At 71.3% G+C, this 16,496-nt stretch carries 20 protein-coding genes; 10 read left to right on the top strand and 10 right to left on the bottom strand.

What is annotated here, in order from left to right; genetic code table 11:
* Window positions 1-16: 16 nt before the first annotated feature.
* Complete coding sequence (locus tag CK206_RS20765; protein WP_256385645.1) at window positions 17-577, top strand: isochorismatase family cysteine hydrolase; 561 nt, start codon at window positions 17-19, stop codon at window positions 575-577.
* Window positions 578-592: 15 nt separating this feature from the next.
* Here CK206_RS20765 and CK206_RS12590 read toward each other — a convergent pair whose 3' ends face one another.
* The 3 genes from CK206_RS12590 to CK206_RS12580 all read right to left on the bottom strand — a co-directional run bounded on the left by CK206_RS12590 (window position 593) and on the right by CK206_RS12580 (window position 2,968).
* Window positions 593-1,600 (bottom strand): pirin family protein, encoded by a 1,008-nt coding sequence (locus CK206_RS12590; RefSeq protein ID WP_096906603.1) that lies wholly within the window; start codon window positions 1,598-1,600, stop codon window positions 593-595.
* Between the two features lie 55 nt (window positions 1,601-1,655).
* Entirely contained in the window at window positions 1,656-2,261 is a 606-nt protein-coding gene (locus tag CK206_RS12585) for a DedA family protein (protein ID WP_069388635.1), read from the bottom strand.
* 74 nt (window positions 2,262-2,335) lie between these two features.
* The gene (locus tag CK206_RS12580) at window positions 2,336-2,968 is read right to left on the bottom strand and encodes a YdcF family protein (RefSeq protein ID WP_096906602.1); all 633 of its coding nucleotides are present in this window, start codon (window positions 2,966-2,968) and stop codon (window positions 2,336-2,338) included.
* Window positions 2,969-3,080: 112 nt separating this feature from the next.
* Here CK206_RS12580 and CK206_RS12575 point away from each other — a divergent pair, with 112 nt between their 5' ends.
* The 3 genes from CK206_RS12575 (at window position 3,081) to tpx (ending at window position 5,162) form a co-directional block, all read left to right on the top strand.
* On the top strand, window positions 3,081-3,749 hold the full coding sequence (locus CK206_RS12575; RefSeq protein WP_069388632.1) for a DNA-3-methyladenine glycosylase: 669 nt from the start codon (window positions 3,081-3,083) through the stop codon (window positions 3,747-3,749).
* 11 nt (window positions 3,750-3,760) lie between these two features.
* The gene (locus CK206_RS12570) at window positions 3,761-4,564 is read left to right on the top strand and encodes an adenylate/guanylate cyclase domain-containing protein (RefSeq protein ID WP_067718962.1); all 804 of its coding nucleotides are present in this window, start codon (window positions 3,761-3,763) and stop codon (window positions 4,562-4,564) included.
* Between the two features lie 100 nt (window positions 4,565-4,664).
* Window positions 4,665-5,162, top strand: a complete 498-nt coding sequence (gene tpx / locus CK206_RS12565) for a thiol peroxidase (protein ID WP_067718959.1) — start codon at window positions 4,665-4,667, stop codon at window positions 5,160-5,162.
* 103 nt (window positions 5,163-5,265) lie between these two features.
* On the opposite strand, the gene CK206_RS12560 is transcribed toward tpx, so the two are convergent.
* Together CK206_RS12560 and CK206_RS12555 are read right to left on the bottom strand one after the other, a co-directional pair.
* Window positions 5,266-5,829 (bottom strand): NADPH-dependent FMN reductase, encoded by a 564-nt coding sequence (locus tag CK206_RS12560; RefSeq protein ID WP_069388633.1) that lies wholly within the window; start codon window positions 5,827-5,829, stop codon window positions 5,266-5,268.
* 66 nt (window positions 5,830-5,895) lie between these two features.
* Window positions 5,896-6,708: a PaaI family thioesterase gene (locus CK206_RS12555; RefSeq protein WP_069388634.1), complete on the bottom strand. Its 813-nt coding sequence runs from the start codon at window positions 6,706-6,708 to the stop codon at window positions 5,896-5,898.
* A 74-nt stretch (window positions 6,709-6,782) separates the two neighbouring features.
* Here CK206_RS12555 and CK206_RS12550 point away from each other — a divergent pair, with 74 nt between their 5' ends.
* A complete protein-coding gene (locus CK206_RS12550) occupies window positions 6,783-8,270 on the top strand; it encodes a cell wall metabolism sensor histidine kinase WalK (RefSeq protein WP_096906601.1) in 1,488 nt (495 codons plus the stop codon).
* Window positions 8,271-8,374: 104 nt separating this feature from the next.
* Here CK206_RS12550 and CK206_RS12545 read toward each other — a convergent pair whose 3' ends face one another.
* Window positions 8,375-9,061, bottom strand: a complete 687-nt coding sequence (locus CK206_RS12545; RefSeq protein WP_096906600.1) for a response regulator transcription factor — start codon at window positions 9,059-9,061, stop codon at window positions 8,375-8,377.
* 12 nt (window positions 9,062-9,073) lie between these two features.
* Window positions 9,074-9,913 carry a serine O-acetyltransferase gene (locus CK206_RS12540; RefSeq protein ID WP_082924056.1) on the bottom strand — a complete coding sequence of 280 codons (840 nt, stop codon included), beginning with the start codon at window positions 9,911-9,913 and terminating at the stop codon, window positions 9,074-9,076.
* Window positions 9,914-9,997: 84 nt separating this feature from the next.
* Here CK206_RS12540 and CK206_RS12535 point away from each other — a divergent pair, with 84 nt between their 5' ends.
* Entirely contained in the window at window positions 9,998-10,321 is a 324-nt protein-coding gene (locus CK206_RS12535) for a putative quinol monooxygenase (RefSeq protein WP_096906599.1), read from the top strand.
* Window positions 10,322-10,345: 24 nt separating this feature from the next.
* On the opposite strand, the gene CK206_RS12530 is transcribed toward CK206_RS12535, so the two are convergent.
* Window positions 10,346-11,164, bottom strand: a complete 819-nt coding sequence (locus tag CK206_RS12530; RefSeq protein ID WP_096906598.1) for a DUF1906 domain-containing protein — start codon at window positions 11,162-11,164, stop codon at window positions 10,346-10,348.
* A gap of 162 nt (window positions 11,165-11,326) precedes the next feature.
* Here CK206_RS12530 and CK206_RS12525 point away from each other — a divergent pair, with 162 nt between their 5' ends.
* Window positions 11,327-12,241, top strand: coding sequence for an SDR family NAD(P)-dependent oxidoreductase (locus CK206_RS12525; protein ID WP_096906597.1), 915 nt, complete (start codon window positions 11,327-11,329; stop codon window positions 12,239-12,241).
* Window positions 12,242-12,309: 68 nt separating this feature from the next.
* Here the strand turns inward: CK206_RS12525 and dapA are convergent, their stop codons facing one another.
* Window positions 12,310-13,197 carry a 4-hydroxy-tetrahydrodipicolinate synthase gene (dapA, locus tag CK206_RS12520; RefSeq protein ID WP_096906596.1) on the bottom strand — a complete coding sequence of 296 codons (888 nt, stop codon included), beginning with the start codon at window positions 13,195-13,197 and terminating at the stop codon, window positions 12,310-12,312.
* A gap of 126 nt (window positions 13,198-13,323) precedes the next feature.
* Here dapA and CK206_RS19880 point away from each other — a divergent pair, with 126 nt between their 5' ends.
* Genes CK206_RS19880 through CK206_RS12505 form a run of 3 tightly spaced genes read left to right on the top strand, consistent with a single transcriptional unit; the run spans window position 13,324 to window position 16,107 of the window.
* The gene (locus CK206_RS19880; protein ID WP_159981141.1) at window positions 13,324-13,683 is read left to right on the top strand and encodes a hypothetical protein; all 360 of its coding nucleotides are present in this window, start codon (window positions 13,324-13,326) and stop codon (window positions 13,681-13,683) included.
* An 11-nt stretch (window positions 13,684-13,694) separates the two neighbouring features.
* Window positions 13,695-15,068, top strand: a complete 1,374-nt coding sequence (locus tag CK206_RS12510) for a hemolysin family protein (RefSeq protein ID WP_069388500.1) — start codon at window positions 13,695-13,697, stop codon at window positions 15,066-15,068.
* On the top strand, window positions 15,061-16,107 hold the full coding sequence (locus CK206_RS12505) for a hemolysin family protein (protein WP_069388501.1): 1,047 nt from the start codon (window positions 15,061-15,063) through the stop codon (window positions 16,105-16,107). The genes CK206_RS12510 and CK206_RS12505 overlap by 8 nt, the downstream gene beginning before the upstream one ends.
* Before the next feature lie 32 nt (window positions 16,108-16,139).
* Here the strand turns inward: CK206_RS12505 and CK206_RS20610 are convergent, their stop codons facing one another.
* Window positions 16,140-16,265 carry a hypothetical protein gene (locus CK206_RS20610; RefSeq protein ID WP_256385631.1) on the bottom strand — a complete coding sequence of 42 codons (126 nt, stop codon included), beginning with the start codon at window positions 16,263-16,265 and terminating at the stop codon, window positions 16,140-16,142.
* Window positions 16,266-16,496 lie beyond the last annotated feature (231 nt).

Raw genomic sequence — 16,496 nt, 5'->3', positions numbered from 1 at the left:
CGAGCAGACCGCCCTCGTGGTGATCGACATGCAGAACTCGTACTTCGAGTTCCCCGAACTGGCGAAGGTGCGCGACGAGCTGGTGCCGCGGGTCAACGAGCTCATCCGCACCGCCCACGACGCCGGACGACCCGTCGTGCTGGTGCGCACCGAGCACTCCCGCGACAAGTCCACGTGGACGCTCAACATGTGCGAGGACGACCAGGGCTTCGCGTTCCCCGGCACCGAGCAGGCGCAGTTCCTCGACGAGTTGGCCACGGGCGATCACGTGGAGGTGGTCAAGACCCGCGACAGCGCCTTCTTCGACACCGAGCTCAAGGCCCGGCTCGAGCAACTCGGCGTGGACCACCTGCTGCTGTGCGGGGTGTCGACGCACAGCTGCGTGTCGCAGACGGCGATCGACGGGTTCGCCGAGAACCTCCACGTCGCGGTCGCCCGCGGTGCCATCTCGTCGGATAACTCCGCCCTCTCGGAGGCGCTGCTGGACTTCTGCGCCGACCAGATGCGCCAGCCGATCATCGACCAGGAGGCCAGCCTCGAGCTCCTGCGAACCGGAGCCTGGCCCGACGGGGGCTGACCCGTCGGCCGCGGTCTAACCCACCGGCCGCGTGACGCGGCCGTCCGGGTAGCGGGCGAAACGGGTCTCGCCGCGCGGGTGGACGGGGTCGTTCTGCGGCAGGTCCCAGGTGCCGAACACGCCGGCGCGGTACTCCTGCATGGCGGTGACGATGTCCTCGCGGGTGTTGCCGACGAACGGACCCTGCTGTACGACCGGGGCGCCGATCGGCCGGGCCTGCAGAACGAGGAACGACGCGCCCTCGTCACCGGCGGTCACGGTGACCGTCTCCGGGGCGAGGACGGCGGCGTCGTACCCCAACTGCCTGTCGTCGACCGTCAGCGGCCCGCCGTAGTTGTAGAGCACCCGGTTCGCGGAGGGGTCGGCACCGGGTAGCTCCGTGCTCACGCCGGGGTCGAGCGTGACGATCCAGATGGCCAGGTGGTTCTCGGGTCGCGCCGCCCAGGAGTGTGGCGGCGGGTCGAGCGCCCGCACGCCGTCGATCTCCCCGGCGATCAGGCGGAACCTCGCGGCGGCGCCATCGGCTCCGCGGACGACGACCGGGGTCTTCTCGGACCAGAACATGTCGAAGTGCGGCTCGGCGGACTTGTCCTCGGGTGCGAGGTTGAGCCAGATCTGGAACAGCTCCATGGTGTTGGGCCGCTCGGTGTCCAGGAGCGGGAACATCTCCGAGTGCGAGATCCCGGAGCCGGCGGTGAGCCACTGGGTGTCACCGTGGCCGAAACGGGCCGCCGCACCGAGGGAGTCGGCGTGGTCGACCACGCCGTCGAGCACCACGGTCACGGTCTCGAACCCGCGGTGCGGGTGCTGGGGGAAGCCGGGGACGGTCTGGCCGTGGTACATCGACCATCCGTCCTTGCCCGAGAAGTCCTGCCCCAGGGACCGGCCTGCGAGGGAGGCGGCGGGACGCATGGTCTCGCCCTCGGCCGGAGGGAACTCGTCACGGTGGTGGACGGCGAACAGGAACGGGTCGAGACCCGGCCACTGGCCTCCGAGCGGGACGACCTGGCGGATGGCGGACATGGTTTCCTCCTGGGGTGCACGGGTGAGCTGACACGACTTTTTGCTGTCACATCAGTTAACCGCGTGGGGCGTCGCGGTGTTCCCGCTGCTCCCTGAACTCCAGGTAGGCACGCCGCCCCAGGAACACCGCCAGCAGCACCACGATCGCCGCGACGACGGCGTTGGACGCCCATCCCGCCACCGACTCGATCCGGTGCCACTGCTCACCCAGGAGATACCCGGCCACGACGAACAACGAGTTCCAGATCAGACTGCCGGCCGTGGTGAGCAGCACGAACAGCAGGAGGCTCATCCGCTCCACACCCGCCGGGATGGAGATGAGGCTGCGCACGACGGGCACCATCCGACCGAAGAAGACCGCGCCCCGCCCGTGGCGGGTGAACCAGCCCTCGGCCTTGTCGAAGTCTGCGACCTGGATCAGCGGGACCCGGTCGAACAGCGCGCTGACCCGCTCGGCACCGAGCCAGAAACCCAGACCGTAGGCGAGGATCGCCCCCAGCACGGACCCGAGGGTGGTCCAGAAGATCGCACCGGCGAGGGTGAACGTGCCCTGCGCCGCGCTGAACCCCGCCAGCGGCAGGATGACCTCGCTGGGAATGGGCGGGAAGACGTTCTCCAGACCCACGACGAGGGCCGCGCCGGGCCCGCCGAGCGCCTCCATGACGCCCACGGCCCAGCCGGCGATCCCGCCGAGATCACCCTCGGCCGAAAGGACCACAGGAGCGGCGACCTCGATCAGCCCCGCGCGACCACGCCGGTGACCGGGATCCGGCCGTCCACGGCCTGGCGGAAGTTGAGCACCGCGCGCTTGACGTGGTCACCGGTGGTCACGACGACGGCGCCGGTGGTGCCGCGCTCCCGGAAGATCCGGTCGGTGAACTGCGCGTTCTGCACCGTGGAGGCGGAGTTCCCCTCCTCGGTGATCCGGAACGGCGCGATCCCGGCGCCACGCAGCCAGTCACCCATCGCGCGCGCCTCGGTGCGCCCGTTCTGCGGCAGGCCGCCGGTGACGATGATGCGGGCGGTCGGGTACGCCTGCGCCAACCGGTATCCGGTCCGCAGTCGCTCCTCGAGCACGGGGCGGATGCCGCCGTCGGGGAACAACCCGGCGCCGAGGATGACGATGTCGGTGGTGAACGGGTTGACGGTGAGCACCGCGGGATCGTCCACGGTGGGGACCTCGAAGTCCCGACACACCGCCAGCAGCTCCTGGCCGACGTTCTGGCAGCCGAGCATCGTCAGGCCGCTGTACAGCGCGACGCCCGACGGCACCTCGGCCGAACCAGCGGAGGCGGTGCCCGCTCCGACGCCCAGCGCGAGAGCGGCGGCGGCCGCGACGGCGGCGAGACGCCTCTGAGTTCTACGCACGATAACGGTCCTCTCCCGAGCAGTGTCGTGACCCGTTGGTTATCGCATTGTGCGTGAAGGTCGTTACCCGAGGCACGGAGCGGTCACGCGCGACCCGCGTACCCTTCACGGCATGCCGGAAGGATACGACAGGGTCACGGCCGTGCGGTACCTCCACGATGCCGACCCACACCTGCGCGCGCACATCGACGCCGTCGGTCCGTGCACCCTCACCCCGACGCCGAACACGGGGCCGCACACCCTCTTCGACCGGTTGGCCTCGTCGATCCTGTCCCAGCAGCTCTCGGTGAAGGCCGCGGCGACGATCGCGGGCCGGCTGCGCGGGCGGGCGACGAGCGACGCCCAGCTCGACCCCGCGCTCGTGGCCGCACTGTCCGACGAGGAACTGCGGGCGTGCGGGATCTCGCGGCCGAAGGTGGCCGCCCTGCGGGACCTCGCCGACGCGGTGCGTGGGGGCCGGATCCCGACCCTGGGGGAACTGAGGGACTACGACGACGACGAGGTCATCAGCTCCCTGACGACGGTCCGCGGGATCGGCCGATGGACCGTGGAGATGCTGCTGATCTTCCTGTTGGACAGACCCGACGTGTTCCCCGTGGCCGATGTCGGGGTGCAGCGGGGATTCGAACGGGTGCTGGGTCTGGACGACAAGGCCTCCCCCGCGATGATGCTGGACCACTCGGCCGGCTGGGCACCGTACCGGTCGGTGGCGTCCTGGTACCTGTGGCGGGCGGTGGACCAGACGGGCGAGGCGGCCCCGGCGCCCACCTCCTCGTCCTAGGCTTCACGACCATGGCGAACCTCTACTGGGAGCGGGTGCGGACGGCGACGGCCCGCGCCGCGGCGGGCGCACGAGACGTCAACCGTCATCCCACGTCGGTCGAACTGCTGCGGCGGGCCCGGCGGGCCCTGCCCGGGGACGCCGGTTTCGGCGACCCGCTCTCGGCCGCCGGCCGCGACAGCGCGGGGACGATCGCCCGGGTGGCCGGCCGACTGTTCGACGAGCAGCCCACCGCGTCCCGGGAGGTGACGCTCGGCGGGCTCCAGGTGTGGCACGCCGTGCTCGAGCGCACGGGGCGGGCCGGCGGCGGGAGCGAGGTGACCATCGTGTTCACCGACATCGTCGGGTTCTCCGACTGGGCGATGCGCGCCGGCGACGAGGAGTCGCTGCAGCTCCTCCGACGGGTCGCCGCGGCCACCGAACCCGAGGTGCTCGCCCACCGTGGCGCCGTCGTCAAACGTCTGGGCGACGGACTGATGGCCACGTTCCCGTCTCCCCAGCTGGCGCTGGACGCGGTGGCCGCCTGCCTGGACGGGGTCGCCGGCGTGGAGGTGGCGGGCTGGCGTCCGCGGTTGCGGGTCGGCGTCCACACCGGGCGCCCGCGCCGGATCGGGGACGACTATCTCGGCATGGACGTCAACGTCGCAGCGCGGCTCGCGGAGAAGGCCGGCGCGGGCGAGATCCTCATCAGCGAGTCCACGCGCGCCGGACTGGACCCCGACAGCGTGGCGACCCGCCCCAAGCGGACCTTCCGGTGGGGCGGGGTCAAGGGTGTGCCCGACGGGATCGCCGTCTACGTGGCGACCCCGCGCTGAGGAGTTCGGCGGGACCGGGAGCGGGGAACCCGCCATCCGCCGCCCCACCCCGGAACCGGCCGGACCACCGCCGACCACCGGCATCCGGTAGAACGGACGCATGGCAACCACCAATTTCAAGGGCAACCCCGTCAGCACGTCCGGCGAGCTCCCCGCCGTCGGCTCCAAGGCCCCGGATTTCGAACTCGTCGGCACCGACCTCGCTCCCGTGACCTCCGGGTCGCTGGCCGGCAAGAAGCTCATCCTCAACATCTTCCCCAGCGTCGACACGGGCGTGTGCGCCCAGTCGGTGCGCACCTTCCACGAGAAGGCCTCCGGCCTGGAGAACACCGAGGTCGTCAACATCTCGGCCGACCTGCCGTTCGCGCACAAGCGCTTCTGCGCCGCCGAGGACATCGAGAACGCCACCGCCGGCTCGACCTTCCGCAGCGACTTCGCCGCGGACTACGGAGTCAAGATGACCGACGGCCCCATGGAGGGCCTGCTGGCCCGCTCGGTCGTCGTGGTCGACGCCGAGGGCAAGGTCGTCTACACGCAGCTCGTCGACGAGATCACCACTGAGCCGGACTACGACGCCGCGCTCGCCGCCGTGAACTGAGCGCACCGCAGCGAACGACGAGGCCCACCCCCGAAGAAACGGGGGCGGGCCTCCTTGCTCAACTACTGCGTCCGGCTACTGCGCCTGTGTAGCGCGCCGCGACTCAGGCGCTCGCGTCCACCAGGCGGAAGCGGCGGGTGGCCTGCTCGAGCTGATCGAACAGCGTCGCCAGCTCCTCGGAGCGGCGCTCCGCGGGCTGCACTCCCTCGGGGCCGAACTCGGTGAACAGGCTCAGGGAGATCTGCTGACGCACGCCGTACATGTGGAAGTTGGCCACTATCTGACGCCAGTGCTCCACGGCGCGCACACCACCCTCGGCTCCGTAGGAGACAAAGGCGACGGGCTTGTTCGCCCACTCGCTACCGAGCGAGTCGAAGGCGTTCTTCAGGCCGCCCGGGACGCTGTGGTTGTACTCGGGGGTGACAAAGACGAAGGCGTCGTACGAGTCGATGGTCGAACTCCAGCGCTGCACCCGCTCGTCGGAGTATTGCCTGTTCGCCGCGCCCGGCACCGTGGCCGAGGTGAGCAGCGGGACGTCGAACGACTTGAGGTCGACCAGCTCATAGGTGGCGTCCTGCCGCGCCTGCGATTCCTGCGTGACCCACTCGGCCACGGTCTGCCCGGAACGCTCCTCGCGGATGCTGCCCAGAATGATGCCGATCTTCACGTACGGTCCCCTCTCGTCGTGCGGGTTGCTGACGACGAGAACACTACTTGATTGACGTGACACCTACTACCGGTGGCCGTATACCGTGACCGTCGCCACGGCACAGACACGCCCCCGCTCGTCCCTCGTCGTCACCTGGGCGATGCCCCAGCTCCGCCCGTCGTGCAGGACCTCGGCCCGGACCGTCACCGGCTGCACCAGCGGGATCTGACGCACGTACCGCACGTCGAGTGAGGACGAGCTGACCTCGCGTTCGTGCGGGAACACCGCGGCCCCGGCGACCTCCGCGGCCGCCGCGAACACGCCGCCGTGCAGATTGCCCAGCGGGTTGGCCAACGTCGGCTCCGGCGCGATCACGCCCTCCACGACGCGGGTTCCGCCCGGGCCGTCGTCCCGCTCGTCCAGCGTCAGGCACAGGACCTCGGCCAGCGTTCCCGGCGCGAGCCTGGACGGCCACGGCGGCTCGTCGTCGTACCCGTCCGGGTCCACGGCTCCCGCGATCTCCATGGATTTGACCAGTCCCGAGGCGATCACCTCGCCGTCGTCGTCGACGACCTCGCCGCGCGTCGTGAGGCAGTGACCGTCGTCGCCCAGGTGGTCCGTGCGGATGCCCAGTCCCGCCGATCCCGCGCGCGGGCGCGCCAGCAGGTCCATCCGCAGCTCGGTGGTGACCGTCCACATCCCCTCGGGGCGGCGGCGGTGGTTCTCCGACCCCAGGCCCGAATCCACCAGGACCGCCAGACCGCCGGTGGCGAAACGCCCCGACGGGTCGATGAACTGGTCGCCGACCGGCTGGTGCCAGCTCACCGACCCGTCCGGGTTCGGGCTGAACGTCAACCCCAGGCGGGGCTCCGGGCCGTCGTGCTGCGATTCTCTCACCCGCCGACGCTAACACGTGTTCTCGTTCACTCCCCGCGGCCGCGCGCGCCGCATCGCGTCCGCACAATGGAGACGTGCCACTGAACCGCGAGGCCCTCACGACCCCCCGTCGCTGGCCCATCCGCGTCGCCACGACCGTGATCGCCACCGGCATCGTCATCCTCGTGCTGGCGGCAGCGGCCGGCGGTGCGTGGCTGCTCCTGCGGTCGGCCGTGCACGGCGCGATCGACTCCGCCGACCGCGCCCGGGCGGTCGAAGTGGCGGGTGGGCTGGCGGCCCGGGGTCCGCAGGCGTCCCTCGAGCTGGTCTCGGAGCCGCTGTCCGGGGTGGACCTAGTGCGGGTCGTGGCGCCCGACGGCCGCGTCCTGGCCGGTCAGGTCACCCGCGGCCTCGAGAACGTCCCCGCGCTCCCCTCTCCCGCCCCCGGTCAGGTCATCCAGCGCGACCTCGACGCCCCGAACGGCGCCGACCTCCGCCTCACCTCCGTCGGCGTGAAGGTCCGCGGGGGAACGTTCGCCGTGGACGTGGCCACCGACACCGACCGCTACGACTCCCTCCTGGCCACCGGCGCGGTGCTGTTCCTGGCGTTCGTCCCCGTGGCCGGCCTGGCCACAGCCGTGTTCGTCCACTACGCCATGGGGCGGGTGCTGCGGCCGGTCGAGTCGATCCGCTCCCGCGTCGCCGAGATCTCCGCCTCCGGCCGTGGCGAGCGGGTCCCGGTCCCCGAGGCCGAGGACGAGATCTCCCGCCTGGCCCGGACGATGAACGCCATGCTCGCGCGCCTCGACGCCGCCCGCACCGCACAGGTCGCGTTCGTCGGTGACGCCTCGCACGAGCTGCGCAGCCCGCTATCCACGCTGTCGACGATGCTCGAACTGTCCTCCACCTCCGGCACCCCGGTGGACGTGGAGACCGTCGACGAACTGCTCCTGCCGGAGGTGCAGCGGATGCGCACGATGGTCGAGGACCTGCTCCTGCTGGCCAAGAACGACGAGCGCGGCCGGCCACTGCGGCGCGACGACGTGGACCTCGACGACATCGTGCTCTCCGAGGCGGCCCGGCTGAGGGGCCTCGTCGGCGGAGGCGACGGAGGCGGCGGCAGCGGCGACAGCATCGGCGGCGGGCTCGAGGTCGCGGCCTCGGTGGAGCCCGCGCGCCTCGTGGGCGACGCCGATGCCCTGCAGCGCGTGGTGCGCAATCTCGTCGACAACGCCCGCCGCCACGCGCGCGACCGGATCGCGCTGCGGCTCACCGTCGACCGCACGACCCCCGGGGCGCCGCGCGCGGTAGTCTGTGTCGACGACGACGGCGAGGGCGTTCCCCCTGATCAACGGGATTCGGTGTTCGATCGCTTCGCCCGCCTGGACGCGGACCGCGCGCGGGGCAAGGGCGGATCGGGCCTGGGTCTGGCGATCGTCGCCGAGATCACCCGCTCCCACGGCGGCTCGGTCCGGGCGGAGGACGCCCCTGGCGGCGGCGCGAGGTTCGTGGTCGAGCTGCCGGTCGAGTCACTGGACGACGACGTCGACGACATCCCCACCGGCCCCGCCCGGCCCGCCTGAGCGGTCATCCCGCACAGGGTCCCGCCTCCTGCGCCGGCGGGCGGCTGTGGCAGGACGGATGGCCACGCGCAGACGCCGGCGAGGAGTGGGCGAAGTGGCCCGGCTCAGGGGCGCGCCGCGACGCTGTCGACGAGTCGGTAGCCCTGCCCGCGAACGGTCTCGATGGCGCGGGCCCCGAACGGGGCGTCGATCTTGCGTCGGAGGTAGCCGACGTACACCTCGACGATGTTGTCGTCACCGTCGTAGGCGGCGTCCCACACGGCCCGCATGATCTGGACCTTGGACACCACCTGGTTGCGGTGGCGGATGAGGTACTCGAGCACCGCGTACTCGCGCGCGGTCACGGTGATCCGCGTATCCCCGCGGCGGACCTCCCGCGCGGCCGGGTCCACCACGAGGTCGCCGGCCTCGAACGTCGCCGGGCGCTCCGGTGCCCCCCGCCTCACCAGGGCCCGGAGCCGCGCCTCGAGGACGACGAACGAGAACGGCTTGACCAGGTAGTCGTCGGCGCCGAGGTCGAAGGCGTCGGCCTCGTCGTATTCGCCGTCCTTGGCGGTGAGCATGAGCACCGGGGTCCAGACCTCGCGGCGTCTCATCTCGCGGACGACCTCGTACCCGCTGCGCCGCGGCATCATGATGTCCAGCACGACCACGTCGAAGTCGTCGGCGCAGGCCATCTCGAGGCCCTCCTCACCGTCGGCGGCGGTCTCCACGGCCCAGCCGCCCGTGACGAGTCCCCGGCGCACGCTCTCGCGCAGCGCCGGCTCATCGTCGACCACCAGGACCCGCATCGGCGTGTCGTCCTACCCCTCGGGGTCGATCTCCTGGTCCATCCGCTCTGCGGGGACCAGCGAGTCGGCGTGCCGCCGGACCACCTTCGCGGGGACCCCGGCCACGGTGGTGTGGGGCGGGACCTCGTGCAGGACCACCGATCCCGCGGCCACCCTGGAGCAGGCGCCCACCCGGACGTTGCCCAACACGATCGATCCGGCGGACAGCAGCACGCCGGAGCCGATCTTGGGATGACGGTCGCCGTCCTCGTTGCCGGTGCCGCCGAGGGTGACGCCCTGCAGGATGGACACGCCGTCGCCGATCACGCAGGTCTCGCCCACGACGATCCCGGTGGCGTGGTCGACGAGGATGCCCGAGCCGACACGGGCCGCGGGATGGATGTCCATCGCGAACACCTCGGAGATCCGGCTCTGCAGGAACGACGCCGCCATGACGCGCCCGGAGTTCCACATCTCGTGGGCCACGCGGTGCACCTGCAGGCCGAGGAAGCCCTTGGCGAAGAGGTAGGGCACCAGGTAGTTGGGGTAAGCGGGGTTGCGCTCGAAGCTCACTACGAGGTCGGCCGCGACGGCCTCCAGAACGTGGGGATGCTCCACCAGCACCGCCCGGATCTCCTTCTCCAGCACGTGCCGACCGATCTCGGGGGTCGCGACCCGGGAGGCGGCGAGGCGCGCGAGGGATTCGCCGAGGTCATCACAGCCGTCGATGAGGTCCAGGACCAGTCCCGCGATCAGCGGTTCGTTCCTGCTCGAGGTCGCGTCCAGCGACAGGCGGTTCCAGACGGCGCGGACGGAGGAGTCGGCCTCTGCCCGCGGGACGCACGGGTTCTCGGTGCTCATCTCGATGGTCACCTGATACAGCGTATGCCTGCCCCGGCGATCGGGGCGAGTCGCACCTCCCTCGACGGCCCGCTCCCCACGCGGCAGGATGGGGCCATGATCCTCATCAACGTGCGTTTCGACGTCAAGCCCGAGTTCGCCGAGTCCTGGCTCGAGTTCACCCGCGAGTTCACCGAGGCCACCCGCGCCGAGCCTGGCAATCTCTTCTTCGACTGGTACCGGTCGCCGGAGTCTCCGAACACCTTCCTGCTGTGCGAGGCCTTCCGGGAGGGCGACGCCCCCGCCCAGCACGTGAACTCCGACCACTTCGCCGAGTTCACCGGCTCGGCCGCCCGCTACCTCGAGCGGACCCCGCGGATCATCAACACCACCGCCGAGGGCGAGGAGTGGGGGGCGATGGGCGAGATCACCGTCGAGTAGGCGCAGGCCCCGCCAGACGTCGCGTCAGATCGAGCTGCCGAGCGCCGACTGCGCGAGCGCGATCGGGTCGACCCGCCACCACTGGCCGTAGTCGAGTGCGTAGACACGGTTGAGGTCGGACACGACCCCGCCGACGGTGACCTGCTGCCGGACCGGCAGCTGGTGGATCGTCGCGCTCGGGTTGAGGCGCCCACCGGAGCCCCAGTCGTGCTGCCAGAAGTACCGCCCCAGGCCGGTCTGACGGCACCAGTCGATGGTGGGGGCGTTGGCGTACACGCCGAGCTCCATCCCCGCGCCGTGGAGATGGGCGCGCCAGCGCTCGAGGTACGGGCGGATCTGGTGGTCGAACTGCCACCGGGTGGGGTTGTCGTCGATCGCCACGTACATCGGCACACCGGACGGCCCGCCGGCCTCGCGGTGGATCCGGATCCCGATCGGGGCGTGGCGGTCGCCGCCCGCGGCGCCTTCCTTCCAGTCGGCGGTCTCCGCCCGCCCGTACTGGTAGCAGGAGACCATGTTGAGGCCACTGCGGCGGAAGTCGTCGACCTCGCGGCGCAGCAGCGGCTTGCCGGTCATCCACTCGGCGCCGGGGCGGCGGTTGGAGCAGTACCGCACGGCGCCCATGTGGCCGGCCGCGCGGATCGACGCGGCCGCCGGCGGGCCGGAGGCGTAGTCGAGCAGTGTGCCGATCGGGACGCCGACACCCGCCCCCGGCAGCGCACCGAGCCCGGCGGGGATCGAGGACTGGGCACCCACCGCGGGGGTGATGCCCGCGGCGAGGGCGCCCGCCCCGGCGGCGCCGATGCCGGCGCGGCGCAGGAAGGTTCGGCGGTCGAACGTCATGGGGCTACTCCGGGATCTCGAGGAAGGGGCACGCGGGGGCACGTGTGACACGTGGGACCCGCACACCCGACGAGTGTGTCATAAGGACATCGCGAAGGATATCCCGGCGTTACCACACGGACGGACCACCACAGCGCAGGCACGGCTGGTTGACTGACGTTCATGACTCGCGCGCACAGATGGTCCGCCACCGACATCCCCGACCAGTCGGGCCGGACCTTCGTGGTCACGGGCGCCAACGGCGGGATCGGGCTGGCGACCACCGCCGCACTCACGGCCCGGGGCGCCCGGGTCGTCATGGCCTGCAGGAACGAGGAGAAGGCGCAGCAGGCGCGCGCGACGCTCCCCGCCGGTGACCGGGAGCGCGCGCAGGTGCGCCTGCTCGACATGGCGGACCTGGACTCCGTCGACGCGTTCGTGGCGGCCACGGCGGCGGAGGGTGCGCCGGTCGACGTGCTGATCAACAACGCCGGTGTGATGAACATCCCCCACGCCCGCACCGCGCAGGGACACGAGATGCAGTTCGGGGTCAACGTGCTGGCGCATCACGCGCTCACCCTGGGGCTGGAGCAGATGCTGACGGACCGGGTCGTGTGGCTGGGCTCGCTCGCCCACCTGCGCGGACGACTCGACACCGACGATCTCGACATGGACGTGCGCGGCTACCGACCCATGGCGGCGTACGCGGACTCCAAATTGGCGTGCATCATGCTGGGCTACGAGTGGCAGCGCCACTTCGAGCGGTCCGGCAGCGGGCTGCGGTCGGTCGCCGCCCATCCCGGTTACACGGCGACCGACCTCACCCGCCAGAGCGGCAACCCACTGGCGGACCGCTTTTTCGAGTTGGGCAACTCCATCACGTGGGCGGGCCTGACACCGGAGATGGGCGCACTGTCCGTGCTGTACGCGGCGACGGTGCCCGGCCTCACCGGCGGCGAGTTCGTCGGCCCCGATCGCCTCGGGGGCCTGCGCGGGCATCCGAAGCCCGCCCGGTCGGGTCGCCGTTCGCACGACCGGACCACGGCCGCCGCCCTGTGGCGGCGGTGCACGGAGATGGCCGCGTTCCAGCGGGCATGACGAGGGTCACGACGACGAGGTCATCCCCCGCAGAGTGGTGACCGTGGTCGGCCGGTGGCCGGGATGGGTCAGCCGAGCCCGGCCGCGGCCAGCCCGTCGCGCAACTTGGCCCGGTGCTCGGGCGGCCCCTGGAGGAGGGGCATGCGCAGGCGGTCCGAGCCGATGAGGCCGGCCTCCTTCAGGGCCGCCTTGACCTGGATGGCGCCCTGCGAGGTGTGCATGATCGCGTCCACGGCCGGGATGAGGCGGGTGTGGATCTCGCGGGCCCGCGGCAGGTCACCGGCGTCGACGGCGTCGATCATCGCCCGGTAGTCGTCGCCGGCGACGTGGCCGACGACCGAGACGATGCCGGTGGCACCGAGGGCCAGGTAGGCCAGGTTGAGCACGTCGTCGCCGGAGAACCAGAGCAGGTCCGTCTCCGCCATGAGTCGGCTGGCCTCGAACAGGTCGCCCTTGGCGTCCTTGACCGCCCGCACCCGGGGGATCTCCGCCATCCGCCGGATGGTGTCCGTGGCCAGGGCGGTGCCGGTGCGGCCGGGGATGTCGTAGGCCATGATCGGGCGGTCGGCCGCCTCGGCGATCATCCGGAAGTGCTCGACGATCCCGTGCTGGGTGGGCTTGTTGTAGTACGGCGTCACCACGAGCAGGGAGTCGGCGCCGCGGGCGATCATCTCGCGCGCCGCACGCATCGAGTGCTCGGTGTCGTTGGTGCCGCAACCGGCCATGACCTTCACCCGGTCGCCGACGGCCTCGACGACGGCGGCCACGCTGTCGTAGTCCTCGTCGTCGGTGGTCGTCGCGGACTCGCCGGTCGTGCCGTTGACCAGCAGTCCGTCGTGGCCGTGATCGGCGAGATGGACCGCGAGCCGCTGCAGGCCGTCGAAATCGATCGAGCCGTCGTCATGCATGGGGGTCACCATCGCGGTGATGACCCGACCGAAGGGATTGTCCGACATGCGCACCAGACTAAGCCACGGTGACGCGGTCGGGAGATTCCGACGTAAGGGGTCCCGACGGGACTAGGGTCGTCAGCACCCCGGCGCCGGGGACCGGCGCCCACCACCGAGACCGCGGAGGCGATTGTGACCGACCAGACCCGACCCGACGACCCCGCGCGCATCCCGGAGGAGCCCCCGGAGTCGTTCGGCAACACCATCGACGGATCGGGGGCCGGCGACGGCAGCACCTCCCGGGGCGGGGACGAGGCGGACACCGCCACCGGGTCCGCCGCCACCGGGTCCGCCGCCACCGAGCCCGCCGCCGACCGGGCCGCCGGGGGCGCGACACCGCACGACTCCGCGGGAGCGGCGAGCTCCGCTGCGACGTCCGGCGCGGGCGGGGACGGCGCTGCCGAGCGCGCCGAGCAGAAGAAGGTGTACCAGACCCCTGAGCAGCCGGATCAGGCCGTGGGCGGCTCGGACGGTACGGCAGACGGCCAGTAGCCGGGCCTGACGTGGCCATCGCCCTGACGCTCACGCTGGCGTTGATACTGCTCATCAGTGCCAACGCCTTGTTCGTGGCCGTCGAGTTCGGGTTCCTCACCGTCAACCGGGACGACGTGCGTGCGGCCGGCTCGGAGGGCGATCGCATCGCCACGACCCTCGACGGGTCCCTGGCCAGGACCTCGACGAACCTGTCGGGGGCCCAGCTGGGCATCACGGTCAGCAGCCTCCTGGCGGGATACCTCACCGGCCCCTCCGTGGGGGAGCTGATCACCGGCGCCCTCGGCGTGTCGGGGATGTCCGAGCCGGCGGCCCGCGGCATCGCGATGACGGTGGCCTTCGTCGTCGTCACCTTCCTCCAGATGGTCTTCGGCGAACTGGTCCCCAAGAACTGGGCCATCGCCGCTCCGATGCGGGTCGCGCGGCTGGTCGTGATCCCCCAGCGGATCTTCATGGCGGTGTTCGGCTGGCTGGTCACGGGCCTCAACACCACCGCCAACGTCGTCCTGCGGCTGCTCGGGTTCACCCCGCAGGAGGAACCCGGCGAGGCACGGTCACCCGAGGAGCTGCGGGCGTCGGCCGCGCGGTCGGGCCGTCAGGGCGCGATGGACCCGCACACGGCCGAGCTGGTGACCCGCTCGATCTCGTTCGGGGAACACCGCGCGGCGGACGTGATGGTGCCCCGTCCGCTGGTGACGTTCCTGCGTGACCACACCGCGCAGGACCTGCTCGACACGGTGGCCGCGACGGGCCGGTCGCGGTTCCCCGTCCTCGGCGCGACCGTCGACGAGGTGGTGGGCGTCGTCCACTACCGGCAGGCGTTGGCCGTGCCTGTCGACGAGCGCGCCCGGACGCCGGTGCGGGAGATCGCCACCGAGGCGACCGTGGTGTCGGAGGTGATGACGCTCGACCCGCTCATGCGGCTGCTCCGTCAGACCGATCTGCAGATGGCCGTGGTGGTGGACGAGTTCGGCGGGACCGCGGGGATCGTCACCCTGGAGGACCTGGTGGAGGAGATCGTCGGCGAGATCGATGACGAGCAGGACCGTGCGTCGCGCACCCACGAGTGGGTCGACGACGACACCGTGCTCGTGGGCGGGATGATGCGGCCCGACGAACTGGGCGCCATCCTGCGACTGGAGATCCCGCCGGTGGAGACGGTGTCCACCCTGTCCGGGCTCCTGTCCGAGGCGGTGGACCGACTCCCCCGGGTCGGCGACGAGACCGAGTTGGACGCGCACGACCACGAGAACCGCGACGACGACGACCTGCCGACGCGGGCGCGTGTGCGCCTGCGGGTGGCATCACTGCGCGCGCACCGGGCCGAGCAGGTGCGCGCCACCGTCCTGCGGGACGAGCCCGAGGCGGTGGACCCGGATGAGTGACGGCGTGGCATTGCTGGTCCTGGTGGCCCTCCTGCTGGGCAACGGGTTCTTCGTCGCCGCGGAGTTCGCGATGGTCTCCGCGCGGCGCGACAACCTGGAGCCGCACGCGGCCGAGGGCAGCACGCGCGCACTGTGGTCGCTGCGCGGCATGGAGAACGTGTCGCTCTCGCTGGCGGCCACGCAGCTCGGCATCACGGCCTGCTCGCTGCTCATCGGCGCGGTCGGCGAACCCGCCATCGCCCATCTCATCGAGCAGCCGCTGGGCTGGTTGGGCGTGTCCACCGGGTTCGCCCACCCGATCGCTCTGGTGATCTCCCTGCTCATCGTCACATTCCTGCACATGGTGCTCGGCGAGATGGTGCCCAAGAACATGGCGATCGCCCGGCCCGCGGCCGCGGCCCTCCTGCTCGGCCCGGTCCTGCGGGTCTTCGTGCTGGTGTTCCTGCCCGCGATCTGGCTGATGAACAAGTCCGCGGACGCGGTGGTGAGGTACGTACTGCGGGTGGAACCGCGTTCCGAGGTGGAGACCACTTTCACGGTGGACCAGATGCACGGGATGGTCGCTGCGGCCGAGGACTCCGGCCTCCTCGACGAGGACGAGACGCTGCTGCTCGAGGGCGCGCTCGAGTTCGATCACATCACCGCCGCCGACGTCCTCCGGCCGATCGCGGAGGTGGACTCGATCGAGGAGGACTGGTCCACCGGAGACGTGCAGCAACTGTGCGTGCGGACGGGGCACTCGAGGTTCCCCGTGCGCCGCGGCGGCGCGTACGTCGGCTACGTCCACGTCAAGGACACCCTCGGCGACGACCTGTCCCAGCCTCTGCGCCGGGATCGGATCCGCGAACTGGGGATCGTGCCCGCGGAGACCCCCCTCGACGACGTCCTGGAGGCGATGCAGCGGGCGCGGGCCCACCTCGCGGTCGTCGACGATCGCGAACCCGGCGAACCCGACCCGCGTGGGCTGCTGGTCCTGGAGGACGTCCTGGCAGAACTCGTCGGCGAGGTCAGGGATGCGACGCCCGGAGCCGATCAGTAGGGCGCCCGAGGAGCAGAAAGGGCCCCGACGACCTACCGGACCTTGTCGGGGTTGGTGTCGAGCACCCGCCCGAGAGTGTTGTCCACGACGATCTGCGCCACCCCGCTGTACGTGGCCACGCCTACTCGCACCGTGGCGGCCAGCGCGTTCTGCAACATCGTGGAACCTCCTGCTAGTCGGTGTGACACTCGTCACTCTACGCTCGTCGGCGACGGGCCGCTGACAGATAAACAATCTTTCTGGACGGGCGTTCTGAACGATCGCCCGAACAGTCGTTTCGAACCCTAAAGTGCCCCCTCCATCGCCGCCACCGAACGCGCGAGAGCGCCATCCCGCCACCGGCCGGTGCTATAGTTGATGCGTCATCCACCGCTGGAGAGGGGGTGCAG

Source organism: Dietzia sp. WMMA184 (genome assembly GCF_002441635.1).
Taxonomy (GTDB): Bacteria; Actinomycetota; Actinomycetes; order Mycobacteriales; family Mycobacteriaceae; genus Dietzia; species Dietzia kunjamensis.
The sequence above is the reverse complement of the archived record's forward strand: the minus strand, read 5'-3'. Positions and strand labels throughout refer to the sequence as shown.